This window comes from Amorphoplanes friuliensis DSM 7358 (assembly GCF_000494755.1).
GTDB lineage: Bacteria > Actinomycetota > Actinomycetes > Mycobacteriales > Micromonosporaceae > Actinoplanes > Actinoplanes friuliensis.
The window spans coordinates 1,780,179-1,796,717 of record NC_022657.1; the positions used below are offsets into that span (position 1 = coordinate 1,780,179).

Below are 16,539 nucleotides of genomic sequence, written 5' to 3' on the forward strand. Positions count from 1 at the left end.
CTAGGGTCGGCCGGGTGACACTCATCCACGCCCGGGGGCTGGTCAAACGCTTCGCCGACTTCACCGCGGTCGACGGCATCGACGTCGACGTGCAGCGTGGTGAGGCGTTCGGGTTCCTCGGTCCCAACGGCGCCGGCAAGAGCTCGACGATGCGGATGATCGGCTGTGTGTCCCCGCCGACCGACGGCACGCTGAGCATCCTCGGGCTGGACCCGCGCCGCGACGGCCCGAAGATCCGGGCCAAGCTCGGCGTCTGCCCGCAGCTCGACAATCTCGACCTCGAGCTGACCGTCCGGGAAAATCTCACCACCTATGCGCGCTTCTTCGGCATCCCGCGCAAGGTGGCCCGTGAGCGTGCCGCCGAGCTGCTCGACTTCGTGCAGCTGACCGAGCGGGCCGACAGCAAGGTCGAGCCGCTCTCCGGCGGCATGAAACGCCGGCTCACGATCGCCCGCGCCCTGGTCAACGAGCCCGAGATCGTGCTGCTCGACGAGCCGACCACCGGTCTCGATCCGCAGGCGCGGCACCTGGTCTGGGAGCGGTTGTTCCGGCTCAAGCAGCGCGGTGTGACGCTGGTGCTCACCACCCACTACATGGACGAGGCCGAGCAGCTCTGCGACCGCCTCGTCGTCATGGACGCCGGCAAGATCGTCGCGGAGGGGTCGCCACGCGCCCTGATCGAGCAATATTCGACACGCGAGGTGGTCGAGCTGCGCTTCAACGCGGAGTCGCAGGACGCCTTCGCCGGCAAGCTCGACGGTGTGGGGGAGCGGCTCGAGGTGCTGCCCGACCGCATCCTGCTCTACGTCGCCGACGGGGACTCCGCGGTGGCCGAGGTGCAGCGCCGGTTGCTGAGCCCGGCCAGTGTGCTGGTGCGCCGCAGCAGCCTCGAGGACGTGTTCCTGCACCTCACCGGCCGGACGCTGGTCGACTGATGACGCGATATGTCCTGGAGTACCACCTGGTCAGCTATCGGCGCGTCTGGCGCGGCAGTGTGCTGTCGTCGTTCGTCCTGCCGCTGCTGACCATGCTCGGTTTTGGTGTCGGTGTCGGTGCCTACGTCACGGGTGGCGTCGAGGGAGTGCCCTATCTGGACTGGCTGGTGCCGGGGCTGATCGCCTCCACCGCCGTGCAGGTCGCGATGGCTGACTCCAGCTGGCCCGTGCTCGGTGGCTTCGAGTGGCAGCGCATCTACTACGGCCAGTCGGCCGCGCCGCTGCGGGTGTCCGACATCCTCGACGGCCACCTGGCCTTCATCGTCTTCCGCACGGTCACCAGTGCCGGGGCGTTCCTGCTGGTCGCGAGCGCCTTCGGCACCATGCACTCGTGGTGGGCCCTCGCCACCCTGCCGATCGCGGCGCTGGCCGGTCTCGCGGTGGCCACCCCGACCTTCGCGTACGCGTCGACCATCCGCACCGACAGTTACCTGGCGATCCTCTTCCGGCTCGGCATGATCCCGATGTCGCTCTTCTCCGGCGTCTTCTTCCCGATCGAGTCGCTGCCGGGCCTGCTCCGCGGGATCGCCTACGTCCTGCCGCTCTGGCACGCCGTCGACCTCAGCCGGGCCGCCACGCTGGGTGTCGCCCCGGCGTGGTCGGCCACCGGGCACGTGGTCTACCTGGCCCTGTGGGCCGCGGCCGGCTGGCTCCTGGCCCACCGCCAGTTCACCCGCCGGCTCGTGGTGTGAGAGGACTCCCGACATGCTGACCCTGGTCCTGCCCCGCCTCGTCTCGTTCGAGGGCTCCGCCCGCCGGTCCACCTCGATGGTCGAGCGCAACGTCGCCACCCTGCGCTCGGCGTACTGGCTGGTCATGGCGTCCGGCTTCCTGGAGCCGGTCCTGTACCTCTTCTCGATCGGGGTGGGGGTCGGTGCGCTGGTCGGCGATCTGACGCTGCCCGACGGCCGGGTGATCGACTACGCGGCGTTCGTCGCCCCGGCGATGCTCGCGTCGTCCGCGATGACGGGTGCGCTCTCGGAGACCACCTTCAACTTCTTCGGGAAGATGAAGTTCATGAAGCTGTACGACGGGATCCTCGCGACCCCGGTGCGGCCGATCGAGATCGCCGCCGGTGAGCTCGCCTGGGCGATGATCCGCGGCAACATCTACGCCGCTGCCTTCCTCGTGATCATGGTCGTGATGGATCTGACCACGCCGGGCCGGGCTCTCGGCGCGTTCGGGGCGGCGATCCTGGTCGGCTTCGCCTTCGGCGGGGTGGGCATGGCGCTGTCGACCTTCATGCGCAGCTGGCAGGACTTCGACCTGATGTCCTCGGCGCAGTTCGCGCTCTTCCTCTTCTCGGGCACCTTCGTCCCCGCTCAGGCCTATCCGGCGGTGCTGCGCTGGGTGGTCGAGGTGACCCCGCTGTACCGCTCGGTCGACCTGATCCGGGCCGTCACCACGGGCTCGGTCGGCTGGATCCAGCTGGTCGACGTGGTCTACCTGCTCGCTCTGCTCGCGCTCGGTCTGGCCGTCGCGGGCCGCCGCATGGAAAAGCTGCTCTGCAAATAGTTACTGAAGGCAGACTGTGAGGCGCCTGGGTTCGAAAGGTTAGGACACCCCGCCAGGGGGCATCCCTCCTGCTAGGCCGCACTTCACGCGGGCCGCCTGCGGGGGTGGCCGGCGCGCGGGGAGCGGCGATGACCAAGACGCGCTGCGCCTGGAGGTACCCCGCAATGAAGCTTCTCCGCAACGCCGATCACTCGGCCGATGACACAAAGGCACCCGCCTCGGGTCACGCGAAGGATGCGCGGACCGGGGAGGACAAGAACCTCGACGCCGCCGCGACCTCGCGCACCGCCGAGGACAAGGCCGCCGATCTCGACGCGCCCAGCCCCGACGCCGGACCGGAGAGCCCGGCGAAGCTCAAGGGCAAGGGCATCATGGGCGCGCTCAAGCGCACGTTCAAGCAGTTCTCCGAGGACAACGTCACCGACTGGGCCGCGGCGCTGACCTACTACGGCGTGCTGTCGATCTTCCCCGGTGTGCTGGTGCTCGTGTCGATCCTCGGCATGCTCAGCGACAACGGCCAGGAGACGGTGCAGCAGACGGTCTCCGAGATCGCCCCGAGCCAGATCCAGACGCTGCTCGACCAGGTGCTCACACAGGTCTCCGACCCCGGCACGGCCGGGCTCGCCGCGATCGTCGGTATTCTCGCGGCCTTCTGGTCGGCCTCCGGTTACATCGGCGCCTTCATGCGCGCCTCGAACGCCATCTACGACGTGCCCGAGGGCCGGCCCATCTGGAAGACGCTGCCGATCCGGCTCGGCGTCACCGCGGTCATCGGCCTGATGCTCATCGTCTCGGTCTTCATCGTCGTCTTCACCGGTGATCTCGCGCAGGCGGTCGGTGACACCATCGGCCTCGGTTCCGCCGCGGTGACGACGTGGAGCATCGCCAAGTGGCCCGTCCTGGTGATCATCGTCAGCCTGATGTTCGCCATCCTGTACTGGGCCTCCCCGAACGCGAAGACCGGTGGTTTCCGCTGGGTCAGCCCCGGCGGCATCTTCGCCGTGGTGCTCTGGCTGATCGCTTCCGGCGCCTTTGCGCTCTACCTGGCCAGCTTCGCCAACTACAACAAGACGTACGGCACGCTCGGTGGTGTCATCGCGTTCCTGGTCTGGCTCTGGATCTCCAACATCGCGATCATGATCGGTGCCGAGCTCGACGCGGAGCTGGAGCGCGGCCGGGCCATCGCGGCCGGCCACGACCCGACCGACGAGCCGTTCCTGCAGCTCAGGGACGACCGCAAGCTCAAGAAGGGCAGCGAGAAGGGCTTGAGCACCAACTAGCTCTCCCGCCCGCCACCGACGGCCGCGGACCCGATCAGGGTTCGCGGCCGTCGGCCTGTCCGGGGCAGCAAGTTCGTGAGCGAGTAGCCACCTGGCGTATTGACTTTTGAATAAGTCGACAAAAGTTTGCGGGGATCATCGAGAAGGTATGGACGAGCCTGCCGGAAGGGCCCTAGTGTGACGGTCGTGACACCGTCCCGTTTCGGCGGTGTGAACGGCCGGAGGTGCCCGTGCAAGTCGTCGATCCGCCCCATCTTCGCCTGCTCCGTCTGCTGCGCGACGAAGGGCCGATCTCCCGCGCCGAGCTGGGTGATCGGCTCGACCTGACCCGTCCCCGACTGCTCGCCGAGGTCGAGAGGCTCGTCGCCGCGGGCTACATAGCGGAGGCCGGCATGGCCGCCTCGCGCGGTGGCCGGCGCTCCACGCTGGTCGAGCTGCAGCCGCGGTTGCGCTTCGCCGCCGTCGATCTCGGCGCGAGTTCCATCGACATCGAGGTCACCAACGGGCGCCTGGAGCCCGTCGCGAACTACCGGGAGGCGGCCGACATCCGGTCCGGTCCCAAGGCCATCCTCCACCGGGTCAACGAGCTGCTGGCCAAGGCCCGCACCGACGGCGCCTTCGAGAAACTCGATGCTGTCGGCATCGGCGTCCCCGGCCCGGTCAGCTTCCGCGACGGTGTCCCGGTCTCGCCGCCGATCATGCCGGGCTGGGACCGTTATCCCGTCCGCGAGCTGCTGGCGCGCGAGCACGGCTGCCCGGCCGTGGTCGACAACGACGTCAACATCATGGCGATCGGCGAGCGGCACGGCGGTGTCGCCCACTCCGTCGACGACTTCCTCTTCGTCAAGATCGGTACGGGTATCGGCTGCGGCATCCACCTGGCCGGCTACGTCTACCGGGGAGTCGACGGGTGCGCCGGCGACATCGGCCACATCCAGGTCGACGCCCACGGTCCGATGTGCTCGTGCGGCAACGCCGGCTGTCTGGAAGCCCTCTTCAGCGGGGCCGCCCTGGCCCGCGACGCTCAGGCCGCCGCCCGCAGCGGTGAGTCGCCCGCCCTGGCGGAACGCCTCACCCTCAACGGCGAGCTCGGCGCCCGTGACGTCGCCGAGGGCGCCGCGGAGGGCGACGTGACCTGCATCCGCCTGATCCGTGACGGTGGCCGCCGCGTCGGCGCGACACTGGCCACCCTGGTGAGTTTTGCGAACCCGTCGATGATCGTCATCGGGGGCGGGCTCGCCCAGCTCGGTCACATCCTCCTGGCCGAGATCCGCAGCGTGGTCTACCGCAGGTCGCTCCCGCTCGCGACCGGCAATCTGCCGGTCGTGCTGAGCGAGCTCGGCGCGCGCGCCGGAGTGAGCGGCGCCGCGGTCCTGGCCAGCGACACGGCCTTTGAGCAGGCATCATGACCACTCCCGTGAACCAGACGCCCGAGCCGGCCGGCGAGGTTGTGCTCAAGCTCGAGGGCGTCGTCAAGACGTTCCCCGGTGTGCGGGCCCTCGACGGTGTCGAGCTCGAGGTCCGGGCCGGTGAGGTCCACTGTCTCCTCGGCCAGAACGGCGCCGGCAAGTCCACTCTGATCAAGGTCCTCGCCGGTGTGCACCACGCGGACGAGGGCAGTGTCACCTGGCTCGGCGAGTCGTTCGCCCCGGCCAGCCCCCAGGCCGCCATGCGCGCCGGCATCGCCACGATCTACCAGGAGCTCGACCTCGTCGACGACCTGTCGGTCGCGGAGAACGCGTTCCTCGGTCACGAGGAGAGCCGCGGCGGATTCCTGCGGCGGCGCTCGACGGCCCAGCGGACGCGCGGGATCCTGAGCCGGCTCGGCCACGCCCAGATCTCGCCGCGCAGCCTGGTCCGGTCGTTGCCCGCGGCCGGCAAGCAGATCGTCAGCATGGCGCGTGCGCTCTCGCACGACGCCCGGCTGATCGTCATGGACGAGCCCAGCGCCGTGCTTGCCCATGACGAGGTGGAGAACCTTTTCCGCATCATCCGCGAGCTGACCGCTCAGGGCATCGCGGTCATCTACATCTCGCACCGGCTCGAGGAGATCCGCGACATCGGTGACCGGGTCACCGTGCTCAAGGACGGCCGCACCACGGCCGCGAACCTCCCCGCACGCGAAACACCGACCCGCGAGCTGGTCAGCCGGATGACGGGCCGCACCATCGAGTACGTCTTCCCGCCGCGGGTCGAGCCGAAGGTCCGGGAGCCGCTGCTCGTGGTCGACCGGCTCACCCGCGAGGGTGAGTTCGCGGACGCCTCGCTCACCGTCGGCGCCGGCGAGATCGTCGGGATCGCCGGGCTGGTCGGGTCCGGCCGCTCCGAGCTGCTGGAGACGATCTTCGGGGCGCGGCGGGCCGACAGCGGCACCGTCACCCTCAACGGCAAGAAGATCACCACGATCGGCGCCGCGGTCAAGCACGGCATGGGCATGGCTCCCGAGGAACGCAAGAGCCAGGCCCTGCTGCTCGACGAGCCGATCTACCGCAACATGACACTCGCGTCCTTCTCCGGGTACGCGCACGGTGGTTTCACGGACACCGGCAAGGAGCGGACCGCGGCCATGCAGACCGCCGACCTGCTGGAGTTGCGCCCCCGGGACGTGAGTCGCGCGGTGCGCACCCTCTCCGGCGGCAACCAGCAGAAGGTCGTCGTCGGCCGGTGGCTGCTCGGCGGCACGAAGCTGCTCCTGCTCGACGAGCCGACCCGGGGCGTGGACGTGGGCGCGCGGGCCGAGCTCTACCAGGTCATCCACGACCTCGCCGCCCGCGGTGTGGGCGTGCTGCTGGTCTCCAGCGAGGTTCCCGAGGTCCTCGGCCTCGCCGACCGGGTGCTGGTCATGCGCGAGGGACACCTGATCCACGAGGCCCTCGCCGACAAGATCGATGAAGCCACTGTTCTTGACCTCGTGATGGCGGGGTCCTTGATGGAAGGAGAGCCGGCGTGACGGATCAGAGCACGAAGCCGAGCCTGCCGGCGCAGAGTCCGCCGGTCGCGCCCGCGGTCAGCAAGGACAAGTCCCGGGCCAACTGGCTCAAGGGTGACGGCGCGGAGTCGTTGCGGCGCAACCTCGGCCTGGTCGGTGTCCTCGTCATCCTGGTGATCATCGGGATCGCGACCCGGCCGGAGCTCTACGGCGACGCCACCTGGGTCAAGAACAACGTCTTCACGATCCTGACGCAGGCCTCGGCCATCGGTGTCGTGACCGTCGGCATGACCTTTGTGATCATCGGCGGTGGCATCGACCTGTCGGTCGGCGCGATCATCGCGATCGCCGGTGTCTGGTCGACCACGCTCTCCACCCAGAGCTACGGCACCTTCGGCATGATCTTCACCGCGATCGTCGTCGGCGTGGTGGTCGGGCTGGTCAACGGCGCGCTGATCTCGTACGGCCGGCTGGTGCCCTTCATCGCGACGCTGGCCATGATGGTCGCGGCCCGCGGTCTGGCGGCGCAGATCTCCGGCAAGCAGACGCAGGTCTCCGCGAACTCGACGATCAACAGCATCGCGAGTACGAAGATCCTCGGCATCCCGATGCTCGTCATCATCCTGGCGGTGGTGGTCGCGGCGGGCTGGGTCCTGCTCAACCGCACCACGTTCGGGCGCCGCACCGTCGCGGTCGGCGGCAACCCCGAGGCGGCCCGGCTGGCCGGCATCAACGTCCGCTGGCACACCGTCCTGCTCTACGCGCTCTCGGGCCTGTGCTGCGGCATCGCCGCGATCATGCTCACGTCGCAGGCGACCAGTGCGCAGGCGGCGATGGCGAACCTCTACGAGCTCGACGCGATCGCCGCGGCGATCATCGGTGGCACGCTGCTCAGCGGCGGCCGCGGCACCATCATCGGCGCCCTGTTCGGGGTGCTGGTCTTCTCCACGATCACCAACCTCTTTGCGATCAACAACCTCTCCACCGAGGTTCAGAACATGGTCAAGGGCGGCATCATCGTCGCCGCCGTGCTCATCCAGCAGTTCCGTTACCGCTCACTGACCCAACTCCTCGGGCGCAAGCCCACCTCCTGAGCAAGCCCCCCTCATACAGGCGACCGGCAACGGCCGCCCGGTCACTCCTGGGAGAAATCCGATGAACGACATGTCCCGTCGCCGCATCCTCTTCGGCGGCGCCGCCCTCGGCGCCGGCGCCCTGCTCACCGCGTGCACCAGCAACGACCCGGGTGAGAACACGCAGATCAAGACCGATGCCTCCGGCTCCAACGCCAACGCCGCCCCCGGTACGAAGGTGATCATCGGTTTCTCGGCTCCGGCCGCGGACCACGGCTGGGTCGCCGCCATCACCAACAACGCCAAGGCGCAGGCTCAGGCGTACCCCGACGTGGAGTTCCGCAGCGTCGAGGCCGGCGCCGACGCGGCTGCCCAGCGCGCCGCGCTCTCCACCCTGATCGCGCAGAAGCCGAACGTGATCGTCCTGCTGCCGCACGACGGCAAGGAGCTCAACTCGGCCGGTCTCGAGGCCATGAAGGCCGGCATCCCGGTCATCAACCTGGACCGGGCGTTCCCCGACCGGGGCGCGTACCGCCTGCAGATCAAGGGTGACAACTTCGGCATGGGCCTGGCCGCCGGCAACTACATCGGCGAGCAGCTCAAGGCCAAGGGCGTCAGCAACCCGCAGATCGGTGAGATCCCGGGCATCGACTCGCTCGAGCTGACCCAGGAGCGTTCCGCGGGCTTCCGTGAGGCGCTGGCGACGTTCGGTTTCAAGGTCGCGAACCGCCGCCCGGCGGAGTTCACGGCGGACACCGGCCAGCGGGCCGCGACCGAGCTCCTGCAGGCGGTCCCGAAGATGGACGCGCTCTGGAACCACGACGACGACCAGGGCATCGGCGTTCTCGCGGCGGTCAACCAGGCCGGCCGCAAGGAGTTCTTCATGGTCGGCGGCGCCGGCTCGAAGGCCGCCATCGACGCGATCATCGCCGACAACAGCGTGCTGAAGGCGACCGTCACCTACAGCCCGTCGATGGCGTCGTCGGCGATCTCGCTGGCCCGCCTGATCGGTCAGAACAAGGGCATGACCGACCTGGTCGAGCTGCAGGTCCCCAAGGAGATCACCCTCGCCTCCGAGACGATCACCAAGGAGAACGCGGCCCAGTACGCCAAGCTCGGCTTCTAGAGCGGTCCGTCCACTTCGTTGTAAGGAGAACAGATGGGGCAGCTGCGGGTCGGCATGGTCGGCTACGCGTTCATGGGCGCCGCGCACTCACAGGCCTGGCGCACCGTCAACCACGCTTTCGACCTGCCGCTGTCGGCACGGATGTCGGTGGTCTGCGGCCGCGACGAGGACAAGGTCGCGGCCGCGGCGGCAAAGCTCGGCTGGGAGGGGCACACCACCGACTGGCGTGCCCTGGTCGAGCGGGACGACATCGACCTGGTGGACATCTGCACGCCGGGTGACACCCACCGGGAGATCGCGCTGGCCGCGCTCGCCGCGGGCAAGCACGTGCTGTGCGAGAAACCCCTGGCCAACTCGGTGGCCGAGGCCCGCGAGATGGCCGCGGCCGCGGCGGAGGCCCAGGCCAACGGCGTACGCGCGATGTGCGGCTTCAACTATCGCCGGGTGCCGGCCGTCGCCCTGATGCGTCAGCTGGTGGCGGCGGGACGGATCGGCAAGATCCGGCACGTCCGGGCGGTGTACCTGCAGGACTGGATCGTCGATCCGAACTTCCCGCTGGTCTGGCGGCTGCGCAAGGACGTGGCCGGCTCGGGGGCCCTGGGTGACATCGGCGCGCACATCGTCGACCTCACGCAGTTCGTCACCGGCCAGTCGATCACCAAGGTCAGCGCGCTGACCGAGACGTTCGTCCGTCAGCGGCCTCTGCCCACCGAGGCCGCCGGACTGTCGGCCGCGGGGAACGGCAGTGCCGGCTTCGGCCAGGTCACGGTCGACGACGCCGCGCTGTTCCTGGCGCGCCTGGACGGGGGAGCGGTCGCCACCTACGAGGCGACCCGTTTTGCCACCGGCCGCAAGAACGGTCTGCGGGTGGAGCTGAACGGCGAGCTCGGCTCGGTGGCGTTCGACTTCGAGCGGATGAACGAGCTCGAGTTCTACGACGCCACCCTGCCGACGACCGAGCAGGGCTTCAGCCGGATCCTGGTGACCGAGCCGGAGCACCCGTACCTCGCGGCGTGGTGGCCGCCGGGCCACCCGATCGGGTACGAGCACTCGTTCACCCACGAGATGCGGGACCTGATCGCGGCGATCGCGGCCGGGGAGGACCCGACGCCGTCGTTCGCGGACGCGCTGCAGGTGCAGTTGGTCCTCGACGCCGTCGAGCGTTCGGCTGCGGCGTCGGCGTGGGTCGACGTGGAGGCGGTGCTGGCACCGGTCTAGAGCAGAACCTCCGCCGTACGTCGTGAGGGCCGGCACGGTTGCGCCCCGTGCCGGCGGGCGTACGACGGAGCGGCTGTCCGGCATCGACCGACCGGGTTCCCGATCGGTGCCGGGCAGCCGCGGGACATCCGCACGTGTGATCGTTCCGTGCGTGTCCAAGTGTGCATTTAGTGCACAGATAACGCTCTCTTCGATGGTGTGTCGACTTGCCGTCAAGGGGATACATGGGCAGCTCATGATGGGCGGTCGCATCGGTACGAGCCGATACGACCGCCCTTTGTGGATCATGTCTGCGCCGGTCACGGCGTCGCACGGCGCGTACGGCGCTGATCCGTCGGGCGGTTGAGTCTCGTATCCGAGGGCAGACAACCCACGGATGGAGGCGTCATGGCATCCCGTCGGTCCGCCACGACAGCGTCGGAAGCCCGCGGCCAAGTGGTCCATACTGGACGCTGCACACGCCGATGCACGTGCGAATGCACCGGTGACGCCCCGCTCCAGGAGGGATTCTGATGCGTCTGCGCCACCACTCGGGCCGGGTCGTCCACTTGAGCCACGGCGCCGACGAGCGGCCCGCCCGGGACCTCCCGGGTGTCGTCGAGCACCTCGACGCGTACGCCGCCGTCCGCGAGCGGCTCGCCGTGGACACCCTCGGGGTGAGCCTGTGGCTCCCGCCCACCCTCGCCGCCGCCCTCGCGATCGACGGGCGCTCCCGCACCCGGCTGCGCGCCGAACTCGACGCCCGCGGGCTCGAGATCGTCACGTTGAGCGGAGCGCCCTACGCCGAGGGCGGCGACGAGGACCCCGAGGTTCCCGACTGGAGCAGCCCGGCGCGGCTCGAATACACCCTCGACCTCGCCCGTGTGCTCACCGATCTCCTCCCCGAGGACGCCGTCCGCGGTGTGGTCACCACGACCGGTCTCGGCCCCCGCGAAGGCTGGGACGACGCCCGCCAGAAAGCGGCCTCCCGGGTGCTGTCGCGGCTCTCCGCCGGCCTCGCCGAGGTCGCCTGGCACCGCGGCCGCGCGGTCCGCGTCGGCTTCACCCCCGAGCCCGGCTTCCTGCTCGACGACGCCGCCTCGATCATCGAGGCCTTCGCCCGGCTCGACCGCGAACGCCTCGGTGTCTGGCTCGACCTCGACGCCCTCGCCTGCACCTGGGAGGACCCCGCCGACGCCCTCGACCGCCTCGCCGCCGCCGGCATCTCGGTCATCGGCGTCAAGGTCGCCGCGGCGCTCGAGGCCGCTGATCCGGCCGCGGCCGCCGAGACCCTCCGCTCGTACGTCCGGCCCGGGCGGCGGCATCCCGTCACCAACCCCGCGGGCGGGTACGCCGACGACCTCGCCCAGGCGCTCGAGAACCCCTTGCCGGGCCCGTGGCGCGTCCGGTACGCCGTACCGGTGCACACCTCACCCCCGGAGCCGCTGACGGCGACCACCGAGGTCTGGCGGGCGGCGCTGCGGCATCTGATGGCGGGGGAGCACCCCGGCACCGACTACGTCGACGTCCACGTCGCGCACGGGACCGAGGCGGCCGCACAGCTCGCGTACGCGAAGAGCGCCCTGGGTGAGCTCGGCCTGTCGCCCCCCGCCGAAGCCTGCGCCGTGCACTGACCAGGGGTCTTCCGTGGCCGCGGCCACGGCTCTAGAGTCGGAGCAGGCACTGCCGCGACGGGCAGGCCGGGCCGGGAGGCGCAAACCCGGCCGGGCCGTGACGTCCCCGCGACCGTGCCTACCGGTCCGGACCTCACCCGGGCCACCGGAACCCTTTTCGTGAGCAGTGCGAACAGGGAGATGACATGGCACGACCCATCACGCTCTTCACCGGCCAGTGGGCCGACCTGCCCTTCGAGGAGGTCTGCCGCCTGGCCTCCGAGTGGGGCTACGACGGCCTGGAGATCGCCTGCTGGGGCGACCACTTCGAGGTCGACCGGGCGCTGGCCGAGGACGACTACGTCGACCGCAAGCGCGAGCAGCTCGCCAAGCACAACCTGCAGGTCTTCGCGATCTCCAACCACCTGGTCGGTCAGGCCGTCTGCGACCACCCGATCGACGAGCGGCACCAGGACATCCTGCCGCCCTCGATCTGGGGCGACGGTGACGCCGAAGGTGTCCGGGGACGGGCCGCCGAGCGGATGAAGGACACCGCCCGCGCCGCCGCCAAACTCGGCGTCGACACGGTCGTCGGCTTCACCGGCTCCTCGATCTGGCACACGGTGGCCATGTTCCCGCCCGTGCCCCCGGCCATGATCGAACGCGGCTACCAGGACTTCGCCGACCGCTGGAACCCCATCCTCGACGTCTTCGACGAGGTCGGCGTCCGCTTCGCGCACGAGGTCCACCCCAGCGAGATCGCGTACGACTATTGGACGACCCGCCGCACCCTCGAGGCCATCGGCAACCGCCCCGCGTTCGGGCTCAACTGGGACCCGTCGCACTTCGTGTGGCAGGACCTCGACCCGGTCAACTTCATCCTCGAGTTCGCCGACCGGATCTACCACGTCGACTGCAAGGACGCGAAGGTCCGTACCGGTGACGGCCGCCGCGGCCGCATGTCCTCCCACCTGCCCTGGGCCGACCTGCGCCGGGGCTGGGACTTCGTCTCGACGGGGCACGGCGACGTGCCCTGGGAGGACTGCTTCCGGGCACTGAACGCCATCAACTACACCGGCCCGCTCTCGATCGAGTGGGAGGACGCCGGCATGGACCGCCTGGTCGGCGCCCCCGAAGCCCTGCAGTTCGTCCGCCGGCTGGCGTTCGACGCACCCTCGGCGGCCTTCGACGCGGCCTTCTCCTCGTCCTCCTGACCCCTTCGGACAAGCAAAGGCCCGGCCCACGATCGTGGGCCGGGCCTTGAGCTTGCGGCAGATCAGTACGTGGTGCCGGTCCCGTTCGAGGACGACGTCGAAGCGCCGGTGCTCGACAGGGTGCTGTCCGAAGAGCTGGTGCTCGCGGAGTGCAGCTTCTCACCGAGCTTGGACTGGTTGAGCTTGTCCTTGCCCTCGGTGTAGAGCTTGTTGGCCTGCGCCTGGGCGACGCCCGCGGCCTCCTGCACCGTCGGGTGCTCCCACACCTTCTTGGCGTTGGCGCTGATCTCCTCGTACTTCTCCCGGCCGGCCCGGCTGCCCAGGACGAAGCCCGCCGCGAGACCCGTGATGAACATGAGCTTTCCGCGCATGGCGGCTCCTTCCGATCGTCGACGCTTGTGCGTCTGAGAGCTTCTTACCCATCCTGCCGCGCGCTCATACCCCCCAAGCCTGTTTCATCCCTGTTGCGGCGCCCGCGGCGCGTCAGGTCACCCTCCTGGAGCGTGGGCCCCCGCGTCATGTATTGTCGTTCCGGTCGCCACGACAACTCGCGGAAGCGGGAAATCGGGGCGCAGCACGATCCCCTGTAGCTCAATTGGCAGAGCAGCCGGCTGTTAACCGGCAGGTTATTGGTTCGAGTCCAATCGGGGGAGCGAGACGGTTGAGGGCTCATGTCCGCGGAATGCGCGGACCGGGGCCCTTTCTTGCATTCCAGCTCAGGGGGCCGAGCCCCCTGAAACCCCGCGGTGCGGTGGGCGCGGTCGCGCGGTGGGCGCGGGTCTGCGGTGGGCGTGGTCCTGCGGTGGGTGCGGTTCTGCGGTGGGTGCGGTTCTGCGGTGGGCGCGGTCCTGCAGGTCGGCTTGGCTTGTCCCTCCGTCCGTCCCTCTCTCCTTCCTTCTTTCTCCTGCCGTTGGCGCTGTCCACCGTTAGGCTGAGGCCTGCGTTGTTTGTCCCCCTGTGAGGTGCCCGTGTCGCATCCCGTGTCGGTGGACGTCGTCATCATCGGCGGCGGTCTCGCCGGGCTCGCTGCTGCCCGCCGCCTCGACCGGGCCGGCGTCAACTGGCTGCTGGTGGAGGCATCCGACCGCATCGGCGGCCGCGTCGCCACCGACGTCGTCGACGGCTGGCGGCTGGACCGCGGCTTCCAGGTCCTCAACACCGCGTACCCCCGCGTCCCCGCCCTCGTCGACATCGACGCGCTGGACATGCGCTACTTCACCCCGGGTGTCCTCGTCCGCCGCGGCTCGTCACTGCACCGGCTCGAAAACCCGCTTCGCGACCCGAAGACGGCGGCGCAGACCCTCACCTCCGGTGTCGGCTCACTCTCCGACCGTCTCAAGTTCGCCGCCCTGGCCACCCGCTGCGCCACGTACGCCCCGAGCCGCCTCCTGGACGCCCCCGAGGTGACCACTCAGGAAGCACTGCGCCGAGCCGGCCTCTCCCACCGCATGATCGAGGAAGTGCTGCGGCCGTTCCTGTCCGGCGTCTTCGCCGACCGCGCCCTCGACACCTCCAGCCACGTCCTCGCGATGGTGCTGCGCTCGTTCGCCCGCGGCCGCATCGGCGTCCCGGCCGCCGGCATGGCTGCCCTCCCCGCCGCGATCGCCGGCCCTCTCCCGTACCCCCAACTGCTCATCGGCTGCCGCACCCTCGAGGTCGGACCCCGTACGGTGATCACCGACGCCGGCGAGATCACCTGCCGTGCCGTCATCGTCGCCACCGACCCGTCCACGGCGGCTCATCTCCTGCCCCGCCTCCCCAAGCCGGACATGCGCGGCCTCACGACGTACTACTTCGGCGCCGACCAGGCCCCCATCGACGAACCGACCCTCCTGCTGGACGGCGACCGCCGCGAAATCGTCGCGAACACCATCGTCATGTCGAACGCGGCCCCCGAATACGCCCCGGCCGGAAAATCCCTCATCGCCGCATCCTCGGTGGGCGTCTCCGCCCCCTCCGGAGCCTCGGAGGCGGTCATCCGCGTCGAGCTCAGCCGCATCTACGGCACCCCGGCCGACGACTGGGAACTCCTCAGCGTCGTCTCCATACCCGAGGCCCTCCCCGCGGCGAACGTCCCCCAATCCCGCTTGCGCAAGCAGGTCTCCCTGGGAGACGGTCTCTTCGTAGCAGGCGATCACCGCGACAGCCCCTCCATCCAGGGCGCCCTGGCCGGCGGCTGGCGCACAGCAGGCGAGGCCCTGTCCTCCCTCGGCGCCCTGACCGGCGCCGGCCTGTAGATCACTGGCCCGCCCTCGACGGGGCGGGATAGGATCGCCGCCGGTACGGGGGCGGTAGCTCAGTGGGTTAGAGCAGGGGACTCATAATCCCTCGGTCGCGGGTTCGAGTCCCGCCCGCCCCACCATGTCTAAGCAGTTAAAATTCCATCCATGCAGGTCTTTACCACGGACCGTGCGGGGACATTTCGGCGACAAATGGCTGGTCAGGTGATCCGATCCCGGCCGTTCGTCCACCCCGCAGTGGTTCGTAAGCGTGGTTGCCCTTGACAAGGAGTAACCGCGTGCCGACTAAGGAGTGCTATGGGCGTGTGCTGGGGTGGACGTGATCGATCCCGTATAATCGGGCGGATCCAGGCGCGGACCCTCAGTCGCCACATCAGCGACGCAATGGTCCGGTTAGTTTTCGCCGGTGCGCTGGGCCATCTCTCTAACCGCAGCGTCCAGGATCATCTGAAGCGTTGTGGGCTCGGCCGTGGCGAGCACTTCGGTCGCGAGCCTGAGCACCATGCGGGCTCGGTCCTGGCTCGGCGTGGCGGACTGAAGGATCGTCGATTCCAGGTGTAGGCGGGTACGCGCATTGTCGGGATCGTCCAGACCGAGTACGTCAATTGCCTGCATCACTGCGTCCACAAGAATGGCGGCCTCTGCTGTACCAGGCGCCGTACCCACAGGCTGGTGGACAGGACCGGCAGAGTCGATGACAGCATTTCCGGTGAACGGCCCGTAGAAATGTGTGATCGGACCGGAAGCTGCGCACCTGACGCGGCGGTAGTCGGCAACCTGGCCATCGAATTGTTCGACGCAATCGATCCCCGCTCTAGTCAGATGCAGTCGGTTGCTTCGCCGTCAGGGTCGCCATCTGCTCGACCAGGCCGAGTTCCAGCAGACCGTCGGCGGCAGCTCGCAGTTCGTCATGTGTGAGGGTTTCGAAAGTCAGGGTGAGGATGGCGAGGTCAAGCTGCTGGCCCGGCTGACCTTAGCTCGCGAGCAGGATGCCCTGGCGTGCGACCGCAGCGCGCCGTACTGGGTCTGTGTCGCGTAGCCGGCTTTGCTAGACGTATGCCAGCCAGCAGGCAGCAACTCGAACGCCCATGCTGTAAGGACGTTTACCGACGAGTAGCTGCCAGCCCTATCGGGCCGCTGGCCAGGACATTCAGGGCGAAGTACGCGGTTGACGCTCCCTCTGGCCCTTGTTACTGTCTTCCTCGTCATGACTAGAGTAAGCCAGGGCCGGAGCCAAGCCTTCCGAGTTGTCGGCCATATCTCGCGCCGATGCGGTCATTTTGCCGTGTCTGGCGCGGAGAGCCATAGCACCGGCACCTAGTCATGCCGTGCGGATGCGCGTCCAGGCGTGTTGCGT

15 protein-coding genes and 2 tRNA genes are annotated in these 16,539 nt (G+C 69.2%); 15 read left to right on the top strand and 2 right to left on the bottom strand.

The window, feature by feature from the left end; genetic code table 11:
• Positions 1 to 14 precede the first annotated feature (14 nt).
• The 11 genes from AFR_RS08280 to AFR_RS08330 all read left to right on the top strand — a co-directional run bounded on the left by AFR_RS08280 (position 15) and on the right by AFR_RS08330 (position 12,942).
• Positions 15 to 935, top strand: coding sequence for an ABC transporter ATP-binding protein (locus AFR_RS08280; protein ID WP_023359456.1), 921 nt, complete (start codon positions 15 to 17; stop codon positions 933 to 935).
• Entirely contained in the window at positions 935 to 1,687 is a 753-nt protein-coding gene (locus tag AFR_RS08285) for an ABC transporter permease (protein ID WP_023359457.1), read from the top strand. The genes AFR_RS08280 and AFR_RS08285 overlap by 1 nt, the downstream gene beginning before the upstream one ends.
• Positions 1,688 to 1,700: 13 nt before the next feature.
• The gene (locus tag AFR_RS08290; protein WP_023359458.1) at positions 1,701 to 2,510 is read left to right on the top strand and encodes an ABC transporter permease; all 810 of its coding nucleotides are present in this window, start codon (positions 1,701 to 1,703) and stop codon (positions 2,508 to 2,510) included.
• Positions 2,511 to 2,674: 164 nt separating this feature from the next.
• Positions 2,675 to 3,790 (top strand): YihY/virulence factor BrkB family protein, encoded by a 1,116-nt coding sequence (locus tag AFR_RS08295; protein WP_023359459.1) that lies wholly within the window; start codon positions 2,675 to 2,677, stop codon positions 3,788 to 3,790.
• A 230-nt stretch (positions 3,791 to 4,020) separates the two neighbouring features.
• Entirely contained in the window at positions 4,021 to 5,199 is a 1,179-nt protein-coding gene (locus AFR_RS08300; RefSeq protein WP_023359460.1) for an ROK family transcriptional regulator, read from the top strand.
• A complete protein-coding gene (locus tag AFR_RS08305) occupies positions 5,196 to 6,740 on the top strand; it encodes a sugar ABC transporter ATP-binding protein (protein WP_023359461.1) in 1,545 nt (514 codons plus the stop codon). Before AFR_RS08300 ends, AFR_RS08305 begins: the two co-directional genes overlap by 4 nt.
• On the top strand, positions 6,737 to 7,813 hold the full coding sequence (locus AFR_RS08310; RefSeq protein WP_023359462.1) for an ABC transporter permease: 1,077 nt from the start codon (positions 6,737 to 6,739) through the stop codon (positions 7,811 to 7,813). The genes AFR_RS08305 and AFR_RS08310 overlap by 4 nt, the downstream gene beginning before the upstream one ends.
• 61 nt (positions 7,814 to 7,874) lie before the next feature.
• Entirely contained in the window at positions 7,875 to 8,918 is a 1,044-nt protein-coding gene (locus AFR_RS08315) for a substrate-binding domain-containing protein (RefSeq protein ID WP_023359463.1), read from the top strand.
• 33 nt (positions 8,919 to 8,951) lie between these two features.
• Entirely contained in the window at positions 8,952 to 10,136 is a 1,185-nt protein-coding gene (locus AFR_RS08320) for a Gfo/Idh/MocA family protein (RefSeq protein WP_023359464.1), read from the top strand.
• A gap of 512 nt (positions 10,137 to 10,648) precedes the next feature.
• Positions 10,649 to 11,749, top strand: a complete 1,101-nt coding sequence (locus AFR_RS08325; protein WP_023359465.1) for an apurinic/apyrimidinic endonuclease family protein — start codon at positions 10,649 to 10,651, stop codon at positions 11,747 to 11,749.
• Positions 11,750 to 11,934: 185 nt separating this feature from the next.
• Positions 11,935 to 12,942: a sugar phosphate isomerase/epimerase family protein gene (locus AFR_RS08330; RefSeq protein WP_023359466.1), complete on the top strand. Its 1,008-nt coding sequence runs from the start codon at positions 11,935 to 11,937 to the stop codon at positions 12,940 to 12,942.
• 62 nt (positions 12,943 to 13,004) lie between these two features.
• Here AFR_RS08330 and AFR_RS08335 read toward each other — a convergent pair whose 3' ends face one another.
• Positions 13,005 to 13,313, bottom strand: a complete 309-nt coding sequence (locus AFR_RS08335) for a hypothetical protein (protein WP_023359467.1) — start codon at positions 13,311 to 13,313, stop codon at positions 13,005 to 13,007.
• Positions 13,314 to 13,522: 209 nt separating this feature from the next.
• On the opposite strand from AFR_RS08335, the gene AFR_RS08340 reads away from it, so the two are divergent.
• From AFR_RS08340 to AFR_RS08350, 3 genes are all read left to right on the top strand, one after another.
• A tRNA-Asn gene (locus tag AFR_RS08340) sits at positions 13,523 to 13,595 on the top strand.
• A 315-nt stretch (positions 13,596 to 13,910) separates the two neighbouring features.
• The gene (locus AFR_RS08345; RefSeq protein ID WP_023359468.1) at positions 13,911 to 15,179 is read left to right on the top strand and encodes an FAD-dependent oxidoreductase; all 1,269 of its coding nucleotides are present in this window, start codon (positions 13,911 to 13,913) and stop codon (positions 15,177 to 15,179) included.
• A gap of 48 nt (positions 15,180 to 15,227) precedes the next feature.
• Positions 15,228 to 15,304: transfer RNA gene (locus AFR_RS08350), tRNA-Ile, on the top strand.
• 271 nt (positions 15,305 to 15,575) lie between these two features.
• On the opposite strand, the gene AFR_RS08355 is transcribed toward AFR_RS08350, so the two are convergent.
• Positions 15,576 to 15,797, bottom strand: coding sequence for a hypothetical protein (locus AFR_RS08355; protein ID WP_148307900.1), 222 nt, complete (start codon positions 15,795 to 15,797; stop codon positions 15,576 to 15,578).
• A 217-nt stretch (positions 15,798 to 16,014) separates the two neighbouring features.
• Here AFR_RS08355 and AFR_RS08360 point away from each other — a divergent pair, with 217 nt between their 5' ends.
• A complete protein-coding gene (locus tag AFR_RS08360; RefSeq protein WP_023359470.1) occupies positions 16,015 to 16,221 on the top strand; it encodes a hypothetical protein in 207 nt (68 codons plus the stop codon).
• The last annotated feature ends 318 nt before the right edge of the window (positions 16,222 to 16,539 follow it).

Bases quoted from the DNA above. Each gene is read 5' to 3' on its own strand.
- AFR_RS08285 (WP_023359457.1), top strand. From the start codon at position 935: ATGACGCGATATGTCCTGGAGTACCACCTGGTCAGCTATCGGCGCGTC.
- AFR_RS08290 (WP_023359458.1), top strand. From the start codon at position 1,701: ATGCTGACCCTGGTCCTGCCCCGCCTCGTCTCGTTCGAGGGCTCCGCC.
- AFR_RS08295 (WP_023359459.1), top strand. From the start codon at position 2,675: ATGAAGCTTCTCCGCAACGCCGATCACTCGGCCGATGACACAAAGGCA.
- AFR_RS08305 (WP_023359461.1), top strand. From the start codon at position 5,196: ATGACCACTCCCGTGAACCAGACGCCCGAGCCGGCCGGCGAGGTTGTG.
- AFR_RS08315 (WP_023359463.1), top strand. From the start codon at position 7,875: ATGAACGACATGTCCCGTCGCCGCATCCTCTTCGGCGGCGCCGCCCTC.
- AFR_RS08320 (WP_023359464.1), top strand. From the start codon at position 8,952: ATGGGGCAGCTGCGGGTCGGCATGGTCGGCTACGCGTTCATGGGCGCC.
- AFR_RS08325 (WP_023359465.1), top strand. From the start codon at position 10,649: ATGCGTCTGCGCCACCACTCGGGCCGGGTCGTCCACTTGAGCCACGGC.
- AFR_RS08330 (WP_023359466.1), top strand. From the start codon at position 11,935: ATGGCACGACCCATCACGCTCTTCACCGGCCAGTGGGCCGACCTGCCC.
- AFR_RS08335 (WP_023359467.1), bottom strand. From the start codon at position 13,313: ATGCGCGGAAAGCTCATGTTCATCACGGGTCTCGCGGCGGGCTTCGTC.
- AFR_RS08355 (WP_148307900.1), bottom strand. From the start codon at position 15,797: ATGCAGGCAATTGACGTACTCGGTCTGGACGATCCCGACAATGCGCGT.